Annotated in this window: 17 protein-coding genes; 11 read left to right on the forward strand and 6 right to left on the reverse strand. The window is 65.8% G+C overall.

The annotated features are described in order from the left end of the window. Nucleotides 1-146: 146 nt before the first annotated feature. A complete protein-coding gene (locus CLI93_RS15190) occupies nt 147-296 on the reverse strand; it encodes a hypothetical protein (protein WP_172424298.1) in 150 nt (49 codons plus the stop codon). Between CLI93_RS15190 and CLI93_RS11745 the strand changes: the two genes are divergently transcribed. The 9 genes from CLI93_RS11745 to CLI93_RS11785 all read left to right on the forward strand — a co-directional run bounded on the left by CLI93_RS11745 (nt 295) and on the right by CLI93_RS11785 (nt 8,973). After that, nucleotides 295-888, forward strand: a complete 594-nt coding sequence (locus CLI93_RS11745) for a nitroreductase family protein (protein WP_095542788.1) — start codon at nt 295-297, stop codon at nt 886-888. The genes CLI93_RS15190 and CLI93_RS11745 overlap by 2 nt on opposite strands. A 149-nt stretch (nt 889-1,037) precedes the next feature. Further along, nucleotides 1,038-1,964 (forward strand): LD-carboxypeptidase, encoded by a 927-nt coding sequence (locus CLI93_RS11750; protein ID WP_238945855.1) that lies wholly within the window; start codon nt 1,038-1,040, stop codon nt 1,962-1,964. A gap of 291 nt (nt 1,965-2,255) precedes the next feature. After that, complete coding sequence (locus tag CLI93_RS11755) at nt 2,256-3,203, forward strand: tripartite tricarboxylate transporter substrate-binding protein (protein ID WP_238945856.1); 948 nt, start codon at nt 2,256-2,258, stop codon at nt 3,201-3,203. Nucleotides 3,204-3,497: 294 nt separating this feature from the next. Next, nucleotides 3,498-4,541 carry a type IV pilus twitching motility protein PilT gene (locus CLI93_RS11760; RefSeq protein ID WP_095542791.1) on the forward strand — a complete coding sequence of 348 codons (1,044 nt, stop codon included), beginning with the start codon at nt 3,498-3,500 and terminating at the stop codon, nt 4,539-4,541. A 66-nt stretch (nt 4,542-4,607) separates the two neighbouring features. Then, nucleotides 4,608-5,258, forward strand: a complete 651-nt coding sequence (locus tag CLI93_RS11765) for a cyclic nucleotide-binding domain-containing protein (RefSeq protein WP_095542792.1) — start codon at nt 4,608-4,610, stop codon at nt 5,256-5,258. Between the two features lie 69 nt (nt 5,259-5,327). Then, nucleotides 5,328-6,464: a PilT/PilU family type 4a pilus ATPase gene (locus CLI93_RS11770; protein ID WP_095542793.1), complete on the forward strand. Its 1,137-nt coding sequence runs from the start codon at nt 5,328-5,330 to the stop codon at nt 6,462-6,464. Between the two features lie 70 nt (nt 6,465-6,534). Beyond that, complete coding sequence (locus CLI93_RS11775; RefSeq protein ID WP_095542794.1) at nt 6,535-7,467, forward strand: NAD(P)-dependent oxidoreductase; 933 nt, start codon at nt 6,535-6,537, stop codon at nt 7,465-7,467. 264 nt (nt 7,468-7,731) lie between these two features. Continuing rightward, complete coding sequence (aroQ, locus tag CLI93_RS11780; RefSeq protein ID WP_095542795.1) at nt 7,732-8,211, forward strand: type II 3-dehydroquinate dehydratase; 480 nt, start codon at nt 7,732-7,734, stop codon at nt 8,209-8,211. A 120-nt stretch (nt 8,212-8,331) separates the two neighbouring features. After that, complete coding sequence (locus CLI93_RS11785; protein WP_095542796.1) at nt 8,332-8,973, forward strand: DUF6806 family protein; 642 nt, start codon at nt 8,332-8,334, stop codon at nt 8,971-8,973. Nucleotides 8,974-9,104: 131 nt separating this feature from the next. Here the strand turns inward: CLI93_RS11785 and murI are convergent, their stop codons facing one another. Further along, the gene (murI, locus tag CLI93_RS11790) at nt 9,105-10,031 is read right to left on the reverse strand and encodes a glutamate racemase (RefSeq protein WP_238946634.1); all 927 of its coding nucleotides are present in this window, start codon (nt 10,029-10,031) and stop codon (nt 9,105-9,107) included. Nucleotides 10,032-10,137: 106 nt separating this feature from the next. On the opposite strand from murI, the gene CLI93_RS11795 reads away from it, so the two are divergent. Then, on the forward strand, nt 10,138-10,668 hold the full coding sequence (locus CLI93_RS11795) for a low molecular weight protein-tyrosine-phosphatase (RefSeq protein WP_476726710.1): 531 nt from the start codon (nt 10,138-10,140) through the stop codon (nt 10,666-10,668). Between the two features lie 104 nt (nt 10,669-10,772). Here the strand turns inward: CLI93_RS11795 and CLI93_RS11800 are convergent, their stop codons facing one another. The 4 genes from CLI93_RS11800 to CLI93_RS11815 all read right to left on the reverse strand — a co-directional run bounded on the left by CLI93_RS11800 (nt 10,773) and on the right by CLI93_RS11815 (nt 16,015). Beyond that, on the reverse strand, nt 10,773-11,552 hold the full coding sequence (locus CLI93_RS11800; protein WP_095540239.1) for an enoyl-CoA hydratase: 780 nt from the start codon (nt 11,550-11,552) through the stop codon (nt 10,773-10,775). Nucleotides 11,553-11,749: 197 nt separating this feature from the next. Continuing rightward, entirely contained in the window at nt 11,750-13,678 is a 1,929-nt protein-coding gene (locus CLI93_RS11805; protein WP_095542797.1) for a M61 family metallopeptidase, read from the reverse strand. Between the two features lie 93 nt (nt 13,679-13,771). Further along, nucleotides 13,772-14,542, reverse strand: a complete 771-nt coding sequence (locus CLI93_RS11810) for a DsbC family protein (protein WP_095542798.1) — start codon at nt 14,540-14,542, stop codon at nt 13,772-13,774. Between the two features lie 204 nt (nt 14,543-14,746). Continuing rightward, on the reverse strand, nt 14,747-16,015 hold the full coding sequence (locus tag CLI93_RS11815) for an FAD-dependent monooxygenase (protein ID WP_095542799.1): 1,269 nt from the start codon (nt 16,013-16,015) through the stop codon (nt 14,747-14,749). 299 nt (nt 16,016-16,314) lie between these two features. On the opposite strand from CLI93_RS11815, the gene CLI93_RS11820 reads away from it, so the two are divergent. Next, nucleotides 16,315-17,067, forward strand: coding sequence for a DUF4189 domain-containing protein (locus CLI93_RS11820; RefSeq protein WP_172424299.1), 753 nt, complete (start codon nt 16,315-16,317; stop codon nt 17,065-17,067). Nucleotides 17,068-17,202: the final 135 nt, after the last annotated feature.

The raw sequence follows: 17,202 nt of genomic DNA on the forward strand, positions 1-17,202 counted from the left end.
GGCCCGAGCCGACGCAGCAAGGGCAGGCAGTATGCCTTGATTTGTCGCGGCGCAGCCCGCCCCAGCCAACCCGATGGCCCTCTTGGAGCCTGCTCAAAATCTCGGTGCGCGCGGGCAAGAAGCGGCTGGGGATGGACAGCTGGGCGTCACTTTGCGCATATCACGCCGCCATAGCCCACGCCGCCATAGCCGAAACGATGGCCAGGCGTCTGCAGCGCAAGCAGGCCACCCCAATTCGCGCTCTTGCCAGCCGTGCAGAGATGTTGAACAGGTTCTTGTAATGAAAGGATTTTCATGTCACCCACCAGTGCCCCCGAGCAGCCAGGCAATGCCGCGCTGCAGCGCATGTTGCAGCGCCGCTCGGCCTGGCCGCTGGCCCAGCCCGGCCCGGACGAGGAGACCTTGCAGCGCATCCTCGGCGCGGCCGCGTGCGCGCCCGACCACGCCGGCCTGATGCCTTGGCGCTTCAAATACGTGCGCGATGGGCAGCGCCAGCAGCTGCTGCAGCAGGTGTTGGCCTGCCCCGAGGCGCAAACGCCGCAGGCGCAGGACATGCACGGCAAGTTCACCGCCAAGCTCACCACGGCGCCTGTGGTCATCGTGTTGGCCGAGCGGCAGGTGCCGCACCCCAAGGCGCCCGATTTCGAGCAAACCCTGGCCTGCGGCGCAGCGGTGATGAACATGCTCAATGCTGCGCACTTCCTGGGCTTTCACGGCTTTTGGTCCACCGCGCCTGGGGTGCTGCCCGATTTGCTCAAGCGCGTCATGGGCTTCGAGCCGGGCGATCGCATCCTCGGCCTGCTGAACCTGGGCACGCCGCCGCACACGCCCAGCACGCCGCCGCGCCCACAGGTCAGCGCTTACGCTGAGCCCTGGCCCACCCCTTGATGAGAAAGGCCCGCATCAATCCAGCGGCCTGTGTGCACGGTGATTCTTGCGGGCCAGCCATAGCCTCTTGCAGAGAGAACATGCCTGCAGCCACCCATCCCTGCACCCCAACCTGTGCTTGCCAGGCCCAGCATGACGGGCATGAGCCTGTGCCTGACCGTGCCCGCCAGGTCTATGTGTATTCGCCCAGCGGCGCCGTGCGCGACCGTGCCGCGCTGCGTCGTGGCGTGCGCCGTTTGGAGAAGGCCGGCTTTGCCGTCACGCTCGATGAGGGCGCGCTGTTGCGCGACAGCCGCTTTGCCGGCACGCACGCCCAGCGCCTGGACGCGCTGCACCGTGCGGCGCGCAGCGGCGCCGATGTGGCCTTGATCAGCCGCGGCGGCTACGGCCTGAACCATCTGTTGCCGCACATTGATTACGCGCTGCTGGCGCGCGCCATCGCCCAGGGCACGCAGTTCATGGGCTTTAGCGACTTCACGGCATTGCAGCTGGCGCTGCTGGCGCACACCGGCGTCAGCAGCTGGGCCGGCGCCAGCCTGTGCGTCGACTTCGGCACTGCCGAGCCGCCCGATGAGATCACCCAGGCCTGCTTCGAGGACGTGGCCTATGGCATTGCCGAGGGCACAGGCTGGCGCATTGGCAAAGACTGCGCTGCGGCCTACCAAGGGCTGCACATCGACCAGGCCACGCTTTGGGGCGGCAATCTGGCCGTGCTGGCCTCGCTGATTGGCACGCCGCACCTGCCGGCCATCGAAGGCGGCATTCTGTTTCTGGAAGATGTGGGCGAGGCTCCGTACCGCGTCGAGCGCATGCTGGTGCAGCTGGAGCAGGCCGGCATTCTGGCGCGCCAACAGGCGCTGCTGCTGGGCCACTTCACTGAGGCGCCGCCGGCCCCGCGCGAGCGCGGCTATCACCTGGGCAGCATCGTTGCCGCATTGCGTGAGCGCACCGGCCTGCCAGTGCTGACTGGTTTGCCCTTCGGGCACGTGCTCACCAAGGTCTGCCTGCCCGTGGGCGCCAAGGTGCAGTTGCAGGTGGGCGCGCGCGAGGCCATGCTGGTCTGGGGCCATCTTTAGAGCGTGCGTAACACGCTCTGAGAACAAAAGCCCTGTCCGCCGCGCTGAAGTTTCAGTGCCGACTCTCGACGGGTTTGGCAGAAACTTGACGCTTCTGCAACGATTGTGACAAGCCAGCGCTGCTCTGGCCTAATTGTGAATAAATGCAATTTACAATGCGACATTCCCTGTCGGCGCTGATGCCTGTGCAAGGCATCGGCGCCTTTTCCAAGACCCTGTTTCTCATCAAAGGACTGTGAGATGGCTCGTCGACTCTCTGCATTGGCTCTGCTTCCCGTCAGCCTGGCTGCCATGGCTTTGACACAACCTGCTCAGGCGCAGGACTATCCTGGCAGCAAGCCGATTACCATCATCGTTCCGTTCTCCGCAGGCGGCCCCACCGACAAGGTGGCGCGCGATTTCGCCGATGCACTGCGCAAGCACCTGGGCAATGTCTCGATCGTGATCGACAACGCCGCAGGCGCTGGCAGCACCATTGGCCTGGCCAAAGCCGCACGCGCCAAGCCCGATGGACACACCCTGCTGGTGGCGCACATCAGCATGTCCACCGTGCCTTCGCTCTATCGCAAGCTGTCCTTCAACGTCAAGGAAGACTTCGAGTACCTGGGCATCATCAATGACGTGCCGATGACGCTGATCAGCCGCCCGACGCTGGAGGCCAATAACTACTCCGAGCTGATGAGCTGGGTCAAGAGCCAGAAGGATGGCGTCAACCTGGGCAACGCTGGCCTGGGTTCGGCCTCGCACCTGTGCGGCCTGATGTTCCAGGATGCCACCAAGATCCAGATGGTGACCGTGCCCTACGGCGGCACCGCGCCGGCCATTGCCGACCTGTTGGCTGGCCAGATCGACCTGCTGTGCGACCAGACCACCAACACCACGCCGCACGTCTCGGCCAAGAAGGTCAAGGCCTTTGCCGTGACCACGCCCAAACGCCTGGAAGGCGAGGTCTACAAGGAGCTGCCGACGCTGGATGAGGCTGGCCTGAAGGACTTCAACGTCACGATCTGGCACGGTCTGTATGCACCCAAGGGCACGCCCAAGGAGGTGGTGAGCAAGCTCAACGCCGCCCTGAAGGAAGCGCTCAAGGATCCCGAGTTCATCAAGCGCCAGAGCGATCTGGGTGCGGTTGTGGCCACAGACGAGCGCACCAATCCCGAGCAGCACAAGGCCTTTGTCGCTTCGGAAATCGAGAAATGGGGCGCTGTGATCAAGGCTGCTGGCCAGTACGCAGACTGATCTGCTCTCTTGATCCCTCGTCAAAAACGGCCCTGCGGGGCCGTTTTTGTTGCGCTGTGTGCAGCGCCGCAGCGCAAACGTTGGCAATTGGCGACAGAGTAAACAACGTGATCAATTGCGCCTGCGCCGCTTGGCGAGGCATTGGATGAGGCCAGGCGGGCCCCCTTTCCCTAGGCAATGTGCGGCCCGGGCTGGGCGTCAACGCTGTGGATTGTGCTTTGGCAGGCGGTTGTGAGGCGGGGCGCGAATGGTGATAATCGCCTGCAATCGTATCGACTGATAGGAAATGTAAACGTGGACATCACCCAATTGCTGGCCTTCAGCGTCAAGAACAAGGCATCGGACTTGCACCTCTCGGCGGGCCTGCCGCCGATGATTCGCGTCAACGGCGACGTGCGACGCATCAACGTCGAGCCGCTGGATCACCGCACGGTGTTCTCGATGGTCTACGACATCATGAGCGATGCCCAGCGCAAGACCTACGAGGAGTTCCTGGAGGTGGACTTCTCGTTCGAGATCGACGGCTTGGCGCGCTTTCGCGTCAACGCCTTCAACCAGAACCGTGGCGCGGCCGCGGTGTTCCGAACCATTCCCAGCAAGGTGCTGACACTGGAGCAGCTCAATGCGCCGCGCATCTTTGCCGATTTGGCGCTCAAGCCGCGTGGCCTGATTCTGGTGACCGGGCCGACCGGCTCTGGCAAGTCCACCACGCTGGCGGCGATGATCAACCACCTCAACGAGAGCGAGTACGGCCACATCCTGACGGTGGAGGACCCGATCGAATTCGTGCACGAGAGCAAGAAGTGCCTGATCAACCAACGCGAAGTCGGGCCGATGACGCACTCGTTCACGGCTGCGCTGCGCTCTGCGCTGCGCGAAGACCCGGACGCCATTCTGGTGGGCGAATTGCGCGACCTGGAGACCATCCGCCTGGCCCTGACGGCGGCCGAGACCGGCCACTTGGTGTTTGGCACGCTGCACACCTCCAGCGCGGCCAAGACCATCGACCGCGTGATCGACGTCTTCCCCGCCGAGGAAAAGGAGATGGTGCGCTCCATGCTGTCTGAATCGCTGGAGGCCGTGATCTCGCAGACGCTGCTCAAGACCAAGGATGGCAGCTCGCGTGTGGCCGCGCATGAGATCATGCTGGGCACGCCCGCGATCCGCAACCTGATCCGCGAGGCCAAGGTCGCGCAGATGTACTCGACCATCCAGACCAGCCAGAACCAGGGCATGCAGACCTTGGACCAGAACCTGGTGGAGCTGGTGCGCCGCAACGTCATCAGCGCACGCGACGCACGCCTGAAGGCCAAGATGCCGGAAAACTTCCCCGTCTGATGGGCTGGAGAGTGGTCTGTGTGGTGGGGCAATAGAAAAAAAGAGAGGGAGCGCAGCGAGGGCGCGATGCCATGGTCGACAACCGGGGGCAATGGCCACTCTGCTGTGATGGTGCAGCCGGCCGAGCCGGCGCAACTGGCAAGGTCGGCAAATGAGTCGGAGTCGGTGCTGTTTCAGTCGCTGATCCTGCCGCATGCGGGCAGCGCGCAAGTCATCGTGCCCTGGAGCGCCAGAGCCCAGGAGCTGGGCGCGCGGCGCATCGGTCAGGAGCGCGGCATTGCCTTGTTGCAGGCCGCCTGGGCGCGTCAAAGCCCCAGCCAGCCGTTCAACCGCCAGGAGCTGGCGCTGCTGGGCAACTTCTTCGAATACCACAGTCTGCCGGCCGACCGCGAGATCATCCAGCAGGACGAGTATGGCGACTACATGATGGTGCAGCTCAATGGCGTGATGGCCGTGGAGCGCGCAGGCCCCAATGGCCAGCCGGTGCGCATGGCGGAGACCCATGTGGGTGACCTGATCGGCGAGATGTCGTTGCTCGATCAGGGGCTGCGCTTTTCCTCCTGCGTCAGCCTCACGCCCTGCGAGCTGGCCGTGCTCACGCGCGATGGGCTCGATGAAATGATGCACAATCAAGCGCAGTTGGCGGCCCGTCTGGTGCTGCTGCTGGCTCGCAAGTTGTCGGTGCGGCTGCGCGCGGTGAGCTCCAAGCTCAAATGAAGAACAACGGGCCCTCTGGCCCATGCGGTCTGCGGCGCAGACCCAGCCCGATCATCAAGGGAGAAGACAATGGAACGCGATCAGGCCAGTAAATTCATCAACGACCTGCTGCGGCTGATGGTCAGCCGCAATGGCAGCGATTTGTTCATCACCGCCGACTTCCCGCCGGCCATCAAGGTCGACGGCAAGGTCTCCAAGGTCTCGCCACAGCCGCTGACGCCGGCGCACACGCTGGCGCTGGCGCGCTCCATCATGAGCGACAAGCAGGCCGCCGAGTTCGAGCGCACCAAGGAGGCCAACTTCGCCATCTCGCCCGCGGGCGTGGGGCGCTTTCGCGTCAACGCCTTCGTGCAGCAAGGCCACGTGGGCTTGGTGCTGCGCGTCATCCCGCTGAATGTGCCCACCATCGACGGCCTGGGCCTGCCGCAGGTCCTCAAGGACGTGGCCATGAGCAAGCGCGGCCTGTGCATTTTGGTGGGCGCCACCGGCTCGGGTAAATCCACCTCGCTGGCAGCCATGGTGGATTGGCGCAACGAGCATTCCTACGGCCACATCGTCACCATCGAGGATCCGGTGGAATTCGTGCACGCGCACAAGAACTGCGTCATCACCCAGCGCGAGATCGGCCTGGACACAGACAACTGGGAGGTGGCGCTGAAGAACTCGTTGCGCCAGGCGCCGGACGTGATCCTCATGGGTGAGATCCGCGACCGCGAGACCATGGAGCACGCCATCGCCTTTGCCGAAACCGGCCACCTGTGCCTGGCCACGCTGCACGCCAACAGCTCCAACCAGGCCATGGATCGCATCATCAACTTCTTCCCTGAAGAGCGCCGCGCCCAGCTGCTGATGGACGTGTCGCTGAACCTGCGCGCCATCATGTCGCAGCGCCTGGTGCCGCGCCAGGATGGCAAGGGGCGCATCGCCGCGATCGAGGTGCTGCTCAACACCCCGCGCGTGGCCGATTTGATCTTCAAGGGCGAGGTGGCTGAGATCAAGGAAGCCATGAAGCTCAGCCGCAACCAGGGCATGCAGACCTTCGACCAGGCGCTGTTCGACCTGTTCGAGGCCAACGTCATCAGCTACGAAGATGCGCTGCGCAATGCCGACTCGCTCAATGATCTGCGCCTGCAGATCAAGCTGCACAGCACGCGCGCGCGCACCAAGGACTTGGCCGCTGGCACCGAACACCTCTCCGTGGTGTGATCGCCCATGCACGCCACCATGGCCGCACGCTGCGGCCTTTTTTCTTTGACCTGCAAGATGGATTCCCGCAATGAGCGCATCGATCCGCCCCAGAACCTATGACCCCGTCCCGCCCAAGCGCCTGGCCTTCATTGGCCTGGGCGTCATGGGCTACCCCATGGCCGGACACCTGGCTGCAGCCGGCCATGCGGTGACGGTTTACAACCGCACGGCCAGCAAGGCCGAGCAATGGCTGCAGGAGTTCTCTGCCCTGGGCCTGGCGCAGCCGCTGCGCCACGCGCCCACACCAGCCGAGGCGGCGCAGGGCGCCGACATCGTGCTGGGCTGCGTGGGCAACGACGACGACCTGCGCGCCGTCACCAGCGGCCCCGACGGCGCCTTCGAAGGCATGGCCGCTGGCGCGATCTACGTGGACCACACCACGGCCTCGGCCGATGTGGCTCGCGAGCTGGCGCAGCTGGCGCAGCAGCGCGGGCTGCACTTTCTTGATGCGCCTGTCTCTGGCGGCCAGGCCGGGGCGCAAAATGGCCAGCTCACCGTCATGTGCGGTGGCCAGCAGGCCGTCTTCGATGCCGTCGCACCCGTAGCGGCGGCGTTTTCGCGCGCCTTCACGCTCATGGGCCCGGCTGGCGCCGGGCAGCTGACCAAGATGGTCAACCAGATCGCCATTGCCGGCCTGGTGCAGGGCCTGGCCGAAGCCGTGGCCTTTGGCCAGCAGGCCGGGCTGGACATTCCCAAGGTCATCGACGTCATCAGCAAGGGCGCAGCGCAAAGCTGGCAGATGGAAAACCGCGCCGTGACCATGGCCCAGGGCCAGTTCGACTTCGGCTTTGCCGTGGACTGGATGCGCAAGGACCTCGGGCTGGTGCTGGCCGAAGGCCGCCGCAATGGCGCCCACCTTCCGGTGACGGCGCTGGTGGACCAGTTCTATTCCGACGTGCAGGCCCTGGGCGGCGGGCGCTGGGACACTTCCAGCCTGATTGCCCGGTTGCGCCGGTTCTAAGAGCCTGTTCAAAATCTTTGCACGGCGGTCAAGAGAGCGGATTTGGGCGCTCTGCTGCGTTGCAAAGCCTCGCCATAGCCCCAGCTATGGCTGCGTTTTGCGCCTTGCAGCCCATCCCAAGCCGCTTCTTGCCCACTCGCGCCGAGATTTTGAACAGGCTCTAAGAGCCTGTTCAAAGCCTGCCGGTTGGCAGGGCGTTCGTTGCCCCGACCCCACTTCCATCCCCAACAAGCCTTGACCTGAACCCCTGAGCGTTTGTCCGCCATGACCGACACCACCGCAGCCCGCCGCATCGTCTTCGTCCTCAACGGTCCGAACCTGAACCTGCTGGGCACGCGCGAGCCCCAGGTCTATGGTCAGCAGACGCTGGCCGATGTGGAGGCGCTGTGCCAGCAGCGCGCCGCGCAGCATGGCTTGCAGGCGCGCTGTCACCAGAGCAACCACGAAGGCGCGCTGATCGACTGGATCCACGAAGCAGGGCGCTTGCATCAGCAAGGGATGCTGGCTGGCGTGGTGCTCAACGCCGGCGCTTACACCCACACCAGCATCGCGCTGCACGACGCCATCAAGGGCACGGGCGTACCGCTGATCGAGCTGCACATCAGCAATGTTCACGCGCGCGAGCCCTTTCGCCATCACTCCTACATCGCCAGCGCGGCCAAGGCCGTGATGTGCGGCCTGGGCGTAGCCGGCTACGGCCTGGCCATCGACGCGATCGCGCAGTGGGGCCAGCCGCCGCAGTAAGCCCAGTCGGCGCCGAAACGGCCCGCCCTGCATCGCGGCCTTGCCTGGCGCGTTATAGTGTCAGCCCTGCGGCGCAGCGGGCCTGGGCCTGCTGCCGCGCACTTGAACCGAAGGCCTGCTATGACCAACGATAACGACTACCCATTTGAAATCCACGTGCATGGACAAGTCTTCGTGCGCCCCGATGTGGGCTTTGCCGCCATCGAGGAAGCCCTCAAGCCCATGTGGCGCTATGCCGGCGCGCGCTCGCTGGCGGCTGCGGCCGTGGGCTACTACGAAGAAGAGCCGGGCATTGAATTCATCGCCCGCGAGCACGCGCTGCAGATGTGCTGGACGGTGCGCGGCGACGAGGACTTCCGCCAAGTCATCGACGAGGTTTGCATGAACCTCAACGACCTGGCCGACCGCGGTTGCGTGATCGAAGTGACCTTCTACGACCGCGCGTTCGACGAGGCCGATGAGGAAGACGGCCCCGCCCACGAAGATGAAGCGCGCGATGACTTTTTCCTGCTGTTTGTCGGCCCCACGCCCTCGGCCATCATGCAAATCCAGCGAGACCTGCTGGTGCAGGATGTGGTGGCGCTGATGGAGCGGCACTTCGAGGCCAGCGAGCTCACCGGCGTGGTGCAGGAAATCGACCGCCTGTTCACCGGGCGCTTCGATGCGCTGGTCAGCTCACTGGAGCTGGGCCGCCCGCCGCGCGGCGGCTCAGGCCCAGGTGGTGGCCACGGCGGCGGACGCCGCCCGCGCCACCTGCATTGAGATCACGAGCAGCCCCTGAGCTTTTGCGCAAACGCCTGGTATTTGCACAGCCCGCCAAATGCGGGCTGTGCTTTTTTGCATGGTCATGGTTGCATGGTCATGGCCGCAGCCGTGGCCGGACAGGCGCTCGCTCAATGCGGCGGCAAATGCCGTGCCGCCTGGCGCTGCAGGAACTGCCAATCGCCGTTGCTGCGCAGCTCCAGCCAGGCCGGTGCAGGCTCGCCTGGCGAGGCAGGGCAGGGGGCGGCGGCGCTGGCCAGCAGCTGCGCCTGCGCCAGGCGGCGCTGCGTTTGCTGGGCCACAGCTGCCGCGCTGTCGATCAGGCTCACGCCCGCAGGCGCATGGCGCAGCAGCGCCGCAGCCGCCAGAGGGTAGTGAGTGCAGCCCAGCACGATGCAATCCACTGCCGTCTCCGTCGCATCTTCAGTCGCAGGGCGCAACGCCTGCGCCATGTAGCGTGCGCACAGTGCGTCGATCAGTGCCGTATTGTCCTGCTCAATCGCTGCGGCCAAGCCTGGGCAGGGTACATCGTGCACAGTCGCTTGCGTGGCCCACTGCTGCCGCAGCGCCTGGTACTTGCGGCTGCGCAGCGTGCGCTCGGTGGCCAGCACCGCCACCTGGCCGCTGCGGCTGGCCTGCACGGCCGGTTTGATGGCCGGCTCAACGCCGATGATGGGCAAATCGGCAAAGTGCTCGCGCAACTGGCCGATGGCCACGGTCGTGGCGGTGTTGCATGCCACCACCAGCAGCTTGATGCGCGCCTGCTCCAGCAATTGCTGCGTGATCTGCATGCAGCGCTGCGTGATGAAGGCATCGTCGCGCTCGCCATAAGGCGCATGCCTGGCGTCGGAGAAATACACGAAGCGCTCATGCGGCAGCGCTTGGCGCAGCGCCCGCAGAATACTCAGGCCGCCAATGCCGCTGTCGAAAACACCAATGGGGGATGTGGCGGACTGGGGCATGTGAAAGGGGCTAAAGACAAAGCGCCGGCTGCGGTAGAAGGGCGGCAAAGTGCGCGATTGTATGCGCCGCACCATGGCCTGCTCATCCGATAGCATGGCGTGCACGACAGGGCTGCTGCTGCGCGCGCGACATTTTTGCGCTGCCGGGCCTTGGTAGAGATTTTCTGGATTGTTGGAATCGGTTTTTTTTGAGGAGATGGCCATGACCCTTCGCCCCCCTGTGCTGGAGCACCTGCAGCATTTGCCGCCTGGGCAGGCTGTGCGGGTGTTGATGGTGTGCATGGGCAATATTTGCCGCAGCCCAACGGCCCACGGCGTGTTGCAGGCCAAGGTAGCAGCGGCTGGGTTGCAGCAGGCGGTCGAGGTGGATTCGGCCGGCACGCACGATTACCACGTGGGCGAGCCGCCCGATGCGCGCGCCCAGCAGCATGCGCTGCGACGTGGCTATGACCTCAGCGGCCAGCGTGCGCGGCAGCTGCAGGCGCGGGATTTTTCAGCGTTTGATCTGGTGCTGGTGATGGATGCAGCCAATGAGCGCCTGGCCCAGGCGCTGTGCCCGCCTGCGCAGCGCCACAAGCTGCAGCGGCTGGCGGCTTTTGCCAGCAGGCATAGGGTCACGCAGGTGCCGGATCCCTACTATGGCGGGGCTGAGGGTTTCGAGCAGGTGCTGGATTTGGTGGAGGACGCTTGCGATGGCCTGCTGACGCAACTGCAGGCCTGCGGGCGTTGGTGAGCGCTGGCAAGATGCGCCTTTGTTGCCCCTGGCGCAGCACATGAAAAAGCGCTCGGTGAGGGCGCTTGGAATACAGGCATCGCAGGCGATGCCTGTGGCGGTTTTTATTGGTTCTTGAACTGCGCTGGGCGCTTGTTGACGAAGGCGTCCATGCCTTCCTTCTGGTCTTGCGTGGCAAACAGCGCGTGGAACAGGCGGCGCTCGAACATCACGCCGTCGGACAGACCGCTTTCAAAGGCGCGGTTGACGGCTTCCTTGGCGGCGATGGCGGCGATGAGCGAGTAGCTGCAAATGGTCAGCGCTGCGCCCAAGGCTTCTTCCATCAGCTTGTCGGTGGGCACCACGCGGCTGACCAGGCCGGAGCGCTCGGCTTCCTGCGCGTCCATCATGCGGCCGGTGAGGTTCATGTCCATGGCCTTGGCCTTGCCCACGGCGCGCGGCAGGCGCTGCGTGCCGCCTGCGCCAGCGATCACGCCCAGCTTGATTTCGGGCTGGCCGAACTTGGCGTTTTCGGCGGCGATGATGAAGTCGCACATCATGGCCAGCTCACAGCCGCCGCCCAGGGCATAGCCGCTGACGGCGGCGATGACGGGCTTGCGCACGCTGCGGATGGTTTCCCAGTTGCGGGTGATGAAGTCGCCCTTGTAGGCGTCGATGAAGTTGTACTTGGCCATGGCCGTGATGTCGGCGCCGGCGGCAAAGGCTTTTTCGCTGCCGGTGACGATGATGCAGCCAATGCTGTCGTCGGCGTCAAAAGCCTTGAGCGCCTGGCCCAGCTCGGTCATCAACTGGTCGTTCAAGGCGTTGAGGGCCTTTGGGCGGTTGAGGGTGATGATGCCGACTTTTTCCGCTTCGGTGCGCACTTCAATGGTTTCGTAGGCCATGGGTTGGGTCTCCTGGTTGAAAAAGTGAAAAAAGAATGGGGTTTTCGCTGCGCTGCCGGCGGGGCGCTTGGGGTAGGCGCATGCAAAACCGTATCACTATAAGTCCGATCGCAGGCGGCTCAGAGGCAAGCGCTGCACGAATCGCGGCGCTGCGCGCCCTTGCGGGTGGGTGATCTGCGGTTTGATTGGCAGCGGGCTCATCCGGCGCGGGTCTGCGGGGATGGGTGTGCGGTCGGGGGCGTGGCTGGGCCAAGCCAGCTGCGCAGCGTCTGGGCCTGCTGGGCGGTGGGCTCAGGCAGCGGCTGCAGCCGCACGTCGCCAGCGACCTCTTGCGTGGCGGGCAGCTGCAGCGTGCGCCAGAGCAGGCGGCCATCGCGCGCCAGCAGCACGCGCAGCGGCCCTTGGGCGGCGCTGGCATCGGGCAGCAGGCCGTCGAGCTCGTCGAGTTTTTTCAGACGCCAGCCTGCAGCCTCGCTCGGTTGGGCCGCTGCGCCGCCAGCGCTTGCACCATCTGAATGACTGTGTGCCAGCCCCAGCCATTCGTCGCCTACGGCCATGCCGGCGCGTTCGGCAGCGCTGCCGCTGTGGATGCGGGAGATGGTCAGCGCACTGCCCTGGGCTTCGCGCAGCTGCAGGCCCAGGCGCTGCGCCCAGCTGGCGGGCTTGTGCTCCAGCGCCAGGCCGGCGCTGGCCAGGGCTTGGGCCAGCGGCAAGGCGGCCGTACTGTGCACCCAGTGCTGCAGCTCGGCTTGCCAGTCGCGGCCACTGAGCTGGGCCAGCGTGTCCAGTACGGCGGCCTCGTCGATGGGGCCGCCATTGGAGCGTTGCCACAGTGCGCGCATCACATCGTCAAGGCTGCAGCGGCCATGCTGGCGCAGTTGCAGATCCAGGCACAGGGCCACCAGCGCGCCTTTGGTGTAGTAGCTGACGGTGGCGTTGGCGGTGTTTTCATCCTGCCGGTAGTACTTGATCCAGGCGTCAAAGCTGGCCTGGGCCACGCTTTGCACATGGCGGCCCGGGGTTTGCTCGACCTGCTGGATGGTCTTGCCCAGCAGCTTGAGGTAGTGGGCGTCGTCCAGCAGGCCTGCGCGGCGCAGCAGCAGGTCGTCGTAGTAGCTGGTAAAGCCTTCGAAGAACCAGAGCAGCTCGGTGTAGTTTTCCTGGTCGTAGTCGTAGCGAGCGAACTCGGCCGGGCGCAGGCGCTTGACGTTCCAGGTGTGGAAGTATTCGTGGCTGATCAGGCCCAGCAGCGTGGTGTAGCCCTCGGGCTGCTCGGCCGCACCCTGGCGCGGCAGGTCGCTGCGCTGGCAGATCAGGGCCGTGCTGTGGCGATGCTCTAGCCCGCCATAGCCACTGCCTACGGCGTTGAGCAGGAACAGGTAGTGCCCGTGCGGTGGATGTTCGACGCTGCCCGATGGCTCTGCGCCCGGCGGGTGCCAGAAGTCGATGGCGGCTTCGCAGATGCGCTGTGCGTCCTGCAGCAGGCGTTGCCCGTCAAAGGCGGATGTGGCGCCGGCGACGACGAAGCGATGCACGATGCCGCGCGCGCTGAACTGGCCCTGCCAGAACGCGCCCAGCTCCACGGGCGAATCGGCCAGCTCGTCGTAATCGGCGGCGCGGTACAGGCCAAAGCCGGCCTCGTCCACCTCGGCAGGCGGCAGCGCTGTGGCTACGCGCCAGTCGGGCGCGTGATCGGGGCGCGGCAGCTGCAGGCCGTGGGGCTGTGCTTCCTGGCCGTGCACGCGCAGGCACAGGCTGGTGGGATTGAAAAAAGCGCGCTCGCCATCGAGCCAGGCAGCGCGCACCGAGTGGTCGAAGGCGTAGACGCGGTAGCGCAGCGTCAGCGCGCTGCCAGGCTGAGCGGCGATGTGCCAGCGGTTCTTGCTCAGCGCGCGCACGGCCACGGGCGCGCCGCTCTGGCTGGCCTGCAGGCCGTGCAGGTGGCGGGCGAACTCCCGCACCAGGTAGCTGCCGGGGATCCACACCGGCAGCGAGACGATTTGCTCTGCCGCAGGCGCGGCAATGTGCAGCGTGACGTGGAATTGGTGGCCGTGCGGGTCGCTGGGCTCGACGATGTATTGAACTGGCAACGCGGGCGGGGCAGGGGGCTTGGGCTGGCTGGGCATGGCGTATGAAGGGTGCGCACCGCGCAGGCATGTTGCGGCGCGGCGGAAAAGAAAAAGCCAGTCCGGGACTGGCTTGCGGGGCAGGGAGTGCGGTCAGGATTTTTTCTTGCTCTCGGCAATTTCCTTGAGCCTTTGCTCGATGCGCTCGGCGGGCACGGCGCCGGGCACGCGGGCGTTGTCCTCGAAGAAGATCGTGGGCGTGCCGGTGATCTTGTACTGGCGGCCGAAGGCCAGGTTGCGCTGCAGCGCCTCGTGCTTGTCGCAGGAGGCCTGCGAGGCCGGGGTCTTGTTGTGGATCATCCAGCTGTTCCAGGCGGTGGCCTTGTCCTCGGCGCACCAGACATCGCGCGATTTTTCAAACGAGTCCGGGCTGAGGATGGGGTAGAGGAACACGTGCACGGTGATGTTGTCGACGTTGCGCAGATCGCGCTCGAAACGCTTGCAGTAGCCGCAGTTCGGGTCGGCAAAGACGGCGATCTTGCGGCTGCCGTCGCCGCGCACGATGGTGAAGGCGTCATCGAAGGGCAGCTTGCTGAACTCCACCGCCGTCAGCGCATTGATGCGATCCTCGGTCAGGTTGCGCATGGCCTTGGTGTCGTAGAGCTCGCCCTGGATCAGGAAGTCGCCAGAGGCATTGGTGTAGAACAAATCCGTGCCCTTGCGCACCTCGAACAGCCCTTGCATGGGCGTGGCGCGCACCTCGTCGATGTCCTTGAGCTGGGTGATGCGCTCGCTGAGCGCCTTGCGGATGGCGTCGGCATCGGCGTGGGCTGTGCCGCTGAGGCTGCCCAGTGCCAGCAGCGCGCTGGCCGCCAGCGGTTTCCAGAGCGCAGCGCGGGCGCGGGTCGAGGTAGAAGCGGCCATGGGGGGAGTCAAAGCAGTGTGCATGGTTGGGAAACGGGTTGGAAAGAAGGTGTCGAAAGAAGGCATCAGCACAGCGCGCGCAGCATAGCAGGATCGCCTGCACTGGGGCGCGGGCATGGTCTTGGGGAGGCTTTTACGCAACGCGACGCAGTGTCGCAGTGCAATGCGGTGCCGCACGCAGGCCGCGCATCACGGGCGCGGTGCCTACTGCTGCGGCGTCTGGGCCGCGGCCAGGCCCGGCGGCATGGGCAGTGCGGCCGCGCCGCCCATGGCTTGCTGCATGGCCCAGTGCTTGAGCGGCCCGCTGGCCGAAAAGCCGCGCATGCCCCAGTTGCGCAGGCCCTGCAGCCAGGGCTGCTGTTGCCAGAACAACCATTGCAGGCCATCGGTGGCGGTGGCCATGGGCAGCAGTGCGGCCTTGCGCTGGCGCGCGTACTGGCGCAGCAGGCGCTGGTCGGCCACGCTGCGCCAGGCCGGGCGCTGCAGCAGCGCATCGGCCAGCGCGGTCACATCGCCCAAGCCCAGGTTCAGACCCGAGCCAGCCAGCGGGTGCACGGTGTGCGCCGCATCGCCCAGCAGCACCCAGGCCGCGCTGGGGTTGCCCGGCATGGGCCCGGCCCACTGGCGCGCTTGCGCCAGGCGCAGCGGCCAGCGCGCGCGCGGAGCGCTCAGCGTGAATTGAGTGTGCAGCGGCAGGCCCTGGCCGTGTGGCGCCGGGCCTGAGGCCACAGCGCCGGTGGCAATGGCGTGCAGCTCGGCCACGAAGGCGGCCTCATCCAGCGCCACCAGGCGCTGGGCCTGCGCCACGCTGGTGGACCAGACGACGGCGTACTCGTCGCCCTGTGCTCCGCCCAGTGGCAGCAGCGCCAGGATGTGTTCGCCACAAAACCATTGGTGCGCCGTGCCGCCGTGCGGCTGGCTGCTGCGCAGCCGGGTGGCCACGGCATGCTGTGGGTAATCGAAGTGGTCGAACTCCACGCCCAGCTCGGCGCACGAAGCGCTGGCCTTGCCCTCGCAGATGGCCGTCAGCGTCGCTGGCACGGCGGCGCTGACCAGCTCTACCCCAGGCTGAAAGCGCAGCGCGGTGCGCAGCACGTCCTCCAGCGCCGGTACGTCCACGATCCAGGCCAGCGCATCGGCGGCGGGCGCGGCCTTCTGGCCGGGCTGCTGTTTGATGGCTCGGCTGTGCGGCGCATCAAAGCGCACGGCGCCGCCGGCATCGCCGCGCACATGCATGTGCTGCACGGCAGTCACGGCATCGCCCTCGGGCCAGCAGCGCAGGCCTTGCAGCAGCTGGCGCGAGGCCTGGTTCAGCGCGTAGGCGCGCACATCGCGCGCGCCCTGCGCCGGGCCTGCGCCGGGCGCGCCATCGACCAGCGCCACGCGCAGCTTGGCTTGGCCCAGGCGCAAGGCCAATGCCTGGCCCACGATGCCTGCGCCGCGAATGCATACATCAAAACCGCTTTTCGACATGGCGGCGATTGTAGGGGGCTTCGCTGGCCGGGCCGGGCCAGCGTCTCGGTCCTGCGCTTCATCATCCGCATTGCGCAAGGCCGGCAGAGCAGCCAAGCGCCATCGCCATCGCCATGGATGGCCGCACTGTGCAGTCCAGTGGCGAGGTCGCAGCGCCGGCGGGTTATGGCGGCTACAAGCGCCGCAATGGCCTCTTGGCCCCGGATTTCTCCTGCCCTTGCGGTGCATGGCGCCCTGTGGCATTGTCTGCCCCTTGCCGGTTTCTGCGCCGCCCATCATCCCAGAGCAAAGGCTGCACCATGAGTTCCACCGCTGTTTTTCGCCTGCCTTGCGCCCGCCGCCTGCAGCGCCTGCCGCTGCTGCTGGGCGCCCTGTGCACAGCCCTGTTTGCCGTGTCTGCCCCGCCGGCTCATGCCCAAAACAACCCCAACATGCCCGGCTACATTCCCCCGGCCATCTTGCACAACCTGCACATGTGCGGCGCGGCCAATTGCACCACTGCCCCCGCGCCCGCCCAGCCCGCTCAGCCCCTGTCTTCGTTTGAGCAATATTGCCGGGACATTGGCGGTTGCCAGTTCAACAACACGACGGCCTGGCGACACCAGCTTGGCTTTGGTGTGGCGGTGGTCGGCTTTGACGCCCCGCAACTGCGCCGCGACCCCACACACAACCGGGGCTCGCTGTTCATGGCCACGGCCAACGACCCGCACAAAGCCGAGCAAGAGGCCATGGGGGACTGCATTTCGAGGCGCTTCAGCGATTGCCGTGTGATTGCCCGGGTGGCCAACGCCTGCACTGCCATTGTTGAGGCCAGCCGCTATCTGCCCAACAGCGGCGGCAGAGCCTATTCGCGCTTCTATGTCAGCCCCGCTGTGCCGTTGGGCAATCTGGGCGATCACCTCGACAAAGGCGGTCATGCGCACCAGGATTTTCGTAATGAAGCCGAAAAAAGCGCCATCGCGGCCTGCAAAAACGACCCTGGCGGTCAGGGCCAAAGCTGTAGCTCCTCCCCCAGTGTGCTGTGCGCCAGGGATCTGATCTCTCCTTTCTGAGAGCCTGTTCAAAGTCTCTACACGGCGGTCAAGGAAGCGGATTTGGGCGGTCTGCGGCGTTGCAAAGCCTCGCCATAGCGGGGGCTATGGCTGCGTTTTGCGCCTTGCAGCCCATCCCAAACCGCTTCTTGCCCG

The organism is Vandammella animalimorsus (assembly GCF_002288875.1).
Taxonomy (GTDB): Bacteria; Pseudomonadota; Gammaproteobacteria; order Burkholderiales; family Burkholderiaceae_C; genus Lampropedia; species Lampropedia animalimorsus.

Excerpts from the sequence above, each read along its gene's own strand:
- CLI93_RS11805 (WP_095542797.1), bottom strand. The coding sequence starts at position 13,678 with ATGCCCAGCCAGCCCAAGCCCCCTGCCCCGCCCGCGTTGCCAGTTCAA.
- CLI93_RS11755 (WP_238945856.1), top strand. The coding sequence starts at position 2,256 with ATGGCTTTGACACAACCTGCTCAGGCGCAGGACTATCCTGGCAGCAAG.
- aroQ (WP_095542795.1), top strand. The coding sequence starts at position 7,732 with ATGACCGACACCACCGCAGCCCGCCGCATCGTCTTCGTCCTCAACGGT.
- CLI93_RS11745 (WP_095542788.1), top strand. The coding sequence starts at position 295 with ATGTCACCCACCAGTGCCCCCGAGCAGCCAGGCAATGCCGCGCTGCAG.
- CLI93_RS11770 (WP_095542793.1), top strand. The coding sequence starts at position 5,328 with ATGGAACGCGATCAGGCCAGTAAATTCATCAACGACCTGCTGCGGCTG.
- CLI93_RS11795 (WP_476726710.1), top strand. The coding sequence starts at position 10,138 with ATGACCCTTCGCCCCCCTGTGCTGGAGCACCTGCAGCATTTGCCGCCT.
- CLI93_RS11775 (WP_095542794.1), top strand. The coding sequence starts at position 6,535 with ATGAGCGCATCGATCCGCCCCAGAACCTATGACCCCGTCCCGCCCAAG.
- CLI93_RS11765 (WP_095542792.1), top strand. The coding sequence starts at position 4,608 with ATGCCATGGTCGACAACCGGGGGCAATGGCCACTCTGCTGTGATGGTG.
- CLI93_RS11820 (WP_172424299.1), top strand. The coding sequence starts at position 16,315 with ATGAGTTCCACCGCTGTTTTTCGCCTGCCTTGCGCCCGCCGCCTGCAG.
- CLI93_RS15190 (WP_172424298.1), bottom strand. The coding sequence starts at position 296 with ATGAAAATCCTTTCATTACAAGAACCTGTTCAACATCTCTGCACGGCT.
- murI (WP_238946634.1), bottom strand. The coding sequence starts at position 10,031 with ATGCTATCGGATGAGCAGGCCATGGTGCGGCGCATACAATCGCGCACT.
- CLI93_RS11810 (WP_095542798.1), bottom strand. The coding sequence starts at position 14,542 with ATGGCCGCTTCTACCTCGACCCGCGCCCGCGCTGCGCTCTGGAAACCG.
- CLI93_RS11815 (WP_095542799.1), bottom strand. The coding sequence starts at position 16,015 with ATGTCGAAAAGCGGTTTTGATGTATGCATTCGCGGCGCAGGCATCGTG.
- CLI93_RS11800 (WP_095540239.1), bottom strand. The coding sequence starts at position 11,552 with ATGGCCTACGAAACCATTGAAGTGCGCACCGAAGCGGAAAAAGTCGGC.
- CLI93_RS11785 (WP_095542796.1), top strand. The coding sequence starts at position 8,332 with ATGACCAACGATAACGACTACCCATTTGAAATCCACGTGCATGGACAA.